The organism is Selenomonadales bacterium (assembly GCA_017442105.1).
In the GTDB taxonomy this organism is placed as follows: Bacteria; Bacillota; Negativicutes; order RGIG982; family RGIG982; genus RGIG982.
In genome coordinates this window covers 1-4210 of record JAFSAX010000138.1, presented here as the reverse complement: position 1 = coordinate 4210, position 4210 = coordinate 1, and the positions used below count along the sequence as shown (strand labels likewise).

At 45.7% G+C, this 4210-nt stretch carries 3 protein-coding genes; 2 read left to right on the top strand and 1 reads right to left on the bottom strand.

Annotated elements, in window-relative coordinates; translation table 11 throughout:
- Nucleotides 1-30: 30 nt before the first annotated feature.
- The gene (locus tag IJN28_05530) at nucleotides 31-1707 is read right to left on the bottom strand and encodes a carbon starvation protein A (protein MBQ6713229.1); all 1677 of its coding nucleotides are present in this window, start codon (nucleotides 1705-1707) and stop codon (nucleotides 31-33) included.
- Nucleotides 1708-2137: 430 nt separating this feature from the next.
- Between IJN28_05530 and IJN28_05525 the strand changes: the two genes are divergently transcribed.
- Together IJN28_05525 and IJN28_05520 are read left to right on the top strand one after the other, a co-directional pair.
- Nucleotides 2138-3595, top strand: coding sequence for an AMP-binding protein (locus tag IJN28_05525; GenBank protein ID MBQ6713228.1), 1458 nt, complete (start codon nucleotides 2138-2140; stop codon nucleotides 3593-3595).
- Between the two features lie 73 nt (nucleotides 3596-3668).
- Nucleotides 3669-4210: HAD hydrolase-like protein (locus IJN28_05520; GenBank protein MBQ6713227.1), on the top strand; the 542-nt coding region annotated here is incomplete at its 3' end.

Below are 4210 nucleotides of genomic sequence, written 5' to 3'. Positions count from 1 at the left end.
TCCTTCGGGTTTAATGGGGTGTAGGTGGATCTATGCTGAATGTGCTGTTGTGCTGAATAATTTTTTGAAGCAGTTGGCCGCGACGAGAAGTGCGAGTGCCATCAAAGCAATTGCGATGATAAGTTGCAGGCCGTCTGTCAAGAATACGAAACCACCGATTATGAACAGCTTTTTGAAGATGGTGATGACAGCCATGATGAGTGTGGTGAATGTGACGATGAGCATGGTGCACATCGGAATGTAGAGCATCCAGCCTTTTTTGCCTGTCGTTTTGAGAAATACCGCAAGAGCGATCAAGACGAGTGCGGCAAGAAGCTGATTGGCTGCGCCAAAGAGTGGCCATACGTTCATGTAACCGCCAAGACAGAGAAGATAACCAAAGAAGAGTGTGATGACGGTTGCGAAATATTTATTCGTCAATACTCGTTGGATCGGTGTCATTGATTTGGGATCGGTGCTGTCACCCATGAAGAGTTCTTGGAACGACATGCGTCCGATACGTGCAACCGAGTCAAGCGAAGTCAAGGCGAGCGCGGATACGCACATTGTCATTATGCAGACTGCGATATCTTTTGGCATACCGAACATGCCGAAGAATCCTGCGACAGAAGCGGAGAATATTTGGAACGGCGTACCGCTTGGAAGACTTCCGCCTGTTGCGGCTGCACCAACAATAACGAGCGCAACGACTGCGAGGAGCGTTTCGATCATCATAGAACCGTAGCCGACGAGCAGCATATCTTTTTCGTTCGATACGGTTTTGGAAGAAGTACCCGAGGATACTAAGCTGTGGAAGCCTGATACTGCACCGCAGGCAACCATGATGAAGAGCATCGGGAACATCGATTTGCCGTTGACTTCAAAGCCGATGAAGGCAGGAAGATGAACAGTCGGATTGGCTACCAGTACACCGATGACTGCTCCTGCGATCATGCCGATCAAGAGGAACGAGCTGAGATAATCACGCGGCTGCATGAGAAGCCACATTGGCATAACAGAAGCCATGAAGAGATATCCCATTACGATAAATATCCACGCAGTTTTGTCGAAGTAGAGCGGATATGCAATGCCGACTGCGAGCATGCCGAACAAAAGAACGAGCCCGAGGGCAAGCTTTAACTTTTCCGAAGGTGCAACATATTTGATAAACAAGCCGAACAGGATGGCAACGACGATATAGAGCATCGAGATCGATGCGGCTGCTGCGTTCGGAATGTTGAGGTCGCCGTTCGGACGGAAGCCGTTAAAGGTATTGGCGACGATGTCGGTAAAGGCGGCGATAACAAGAAGGGTAAAGAGCCAAGCAAAGAGGAGGAACAGACGTCTTCCGACTTTGCCAATATATTTCTCAATGAGCATCCCCATCGATTTCCCTTCGTTTTTGACTGATGCATAGAGTGCTGTGAAATCTTGTACTGCGCCGAAGAAAATACCGCCGATTAGAATCCACAAAAGTGCGGGGAGCCAACCAAACATTGCTGCGATGATCGGGCCTGTGACAGGACCTGCACCTGTGATCGATGAGAATTGATGGGCGAATACGGTCAGCTTGGAAGCCGGTTCATAATCCTGCCCGTCTCGATGAGTGAATGCCGGTGTTTTGGCATTCGGGTCGATTCCCCATGTTTTCGTCAACCATCTTCCGTATCCGTGATATGCACAGAGGAGGATGACGATGGCGAATCCTACGATCGTTAAACCATTCATAAATAATGCCTCTTTTCTAAAAATAATATCTTGTCGGTATGATCCAACTGCAAAAATCTTTTTGTTTATGTATTGTTGCGCTGAGTAGACAATAACAAGATTTGTTCATGCTGTTGAAATATACTAACGATTGAGATTGTAATACTGTAAACCTGATTTGTCAAGCAAATTTTAAAGATGTATAGTGAAATAATAAAAATACAGATAAATATTAAGAATATGTCAAAATATATTCTAAAATAGAAGATAAAAAAGAGGAATGATCGAAATAAGCAAGGCTGATATTGCTGTAATATATTGTTATGATGAATCATGTAGAGGATTGTCGCAGAAGTATATTTATGCTATAATTTTATGATAGAATGAGTATGTTCTTGTTTGATAGCAATAATAAAAGAATGAGAAATAAGTAGAGAAGGGGTTTGCTCTTATGCTGGTACATGAGTTGGTTTTTCGTGGTGAAGCGGATAAGGTTGTTTTTCATGGTGATAGTCCTGTAACGTATGGAATGATGCAAGAGAAGGTTGAAGGATATCGTGCGTATTTTTATGCGCAGGGTGTTCGTGAAGGCGATAATGTCGGATTGTTTTCTCGTAATTCGAAGGAATTTGTTTACAGCTATATGGCGATCGTTAGTTTGGGCGGTGTTGTTGTGCCGCTTAATTTCCAGCTGAGTGCGCGTGAGATCGCTTATGTGCTGAAGGACGCTGAGATCAAGACGCTTGTTACGATGCATACGCTTGATCTTGATGAAGCGCTTGCGCAGATGGGCGTTGATTGGGATGTAAATCAGCTTGTGATCGCAGATGTGGAGAAGGAGATTGCTTGCGGTCAGTATGAGAGAGTGCCTGTATGCGAATCGGTTGAAGAGGAACACGATTGTGTTATTATCTATACATCAGGTACAACGGGCAATCCGAAGGGGGCAGTTCTTACGCATAAGAACTTGATTTCGAATGCGGATGCGCTTGATGCCGTTGTATTCACGACAGAGGCTGACAATGCTCTTTGTGTATTGCCGATGTATCATGCATTCGGTTGGCTTTGTGCTGTTATCAATCCTTTGTATAATGGTGCCTCGATCACGATTCTTGATGCGTTTGCGCCGAAAGAAACGATGCAGGCGATTGCTGCATACCAAGTAACGATGATGTATGGTGTGCCTGCGATCTTCAATATTTTGGCTCGCAGCGGCGACCCTGAACTTTTGAAAACAGTACGTACGTATGTATCAGGTGGTGCTACGCTTCCGGAAACGGTCGCACAGAAGTTCTATGAACGATTCGGTGTGAAGCTGCAAGAAGGCTATGGCTTATCGGAAGCATCGCCTGTTGTTACGGTCAATCCGCCTGAAAAAATCAAAATAGGTTCGATCGGTACACCGCTTCCGGGTATTGAGGTCAAGGTCGAAGCGACTGATGGTGAGTATTCGGGTCATGGTGTCGGTGAACTGTTGGTCAAAGGTCCGAATGTTATGCGCGGATATTATCATCTGCCGGAGGCAACAGCTCAGACATTGCGTGGTGGCTGGCTCCATACAGGTGATGTTGGGTATTGTGATGAAGAAGGCTATCTTTTCATTGTGGATCGCTTGAAAGATATGATTATTACGAGCGGTGAAAATGTATATCCGCGTGAGATCGAAGAACTTCTCTACGGCTATGAAGGCGTGCTGGAAGCTGCTGTTATCGGCGTAGACGATAGACTTCGCGGACAAAGTGTCAAAGCATTCATTGTAGCGGAGGCAGATAAAACGGTCGATGTCAAAGAATTGAAACAGTACTTGACGCGCAATCTTGCTCTGTATAAAGTACCGCGTGAGATCGTTGTGCTTGATGCATTGCCGAAAAACCAGACGGGCAAAATTATGAAGAGAATGCTCAGCTAATAATATACTTGTTGATGATAGCGGCTGATACCTCGGTATCGGCCGTTTCTTTTGAAAAGAGGTGCAGATAACGATGAATAAACGATATGATACGATCCTGTTTGATCTTGACGGGACGTTGACCGACTCGCAGGAAGGTATTATAAAATCGGTGCAGTATGCGCTGCATAAAAGAGGAATAGAAGTGGCGGACAGAAGAGAGCTGATCCCATTCATCGGACCGCCGCTTATGTATTCGTTTCAGCATTTTTATGGTCTGACAGAATCAGAGGCGCGCGAGTCAATACAGGATTATCGTGAATATTTCGAGCGTGACGGCATGTATGATAATCGTGTATATGATGGGATAACGGACGTTCTTGCGATGCTGAAGGCGAACGGCAAGACGCTTTTGGTAGCTACGTCGAAACCGGAGATATATGCTGATCCGATCGTTCGCCATTATGGTATGGGCGAATATTTCAAAAAAATTATCGGGGCGAGTACAGATGGTACGCGTACGGAAAAAGGCCAGGTCATTGCAGAGGCACTCCGTTATACGGACGATCCAAAAGAGTCTGTATTGATGATCGGTGACCGCGAGCATGATGTTATCGGTGCGCGTGAACACGGCAT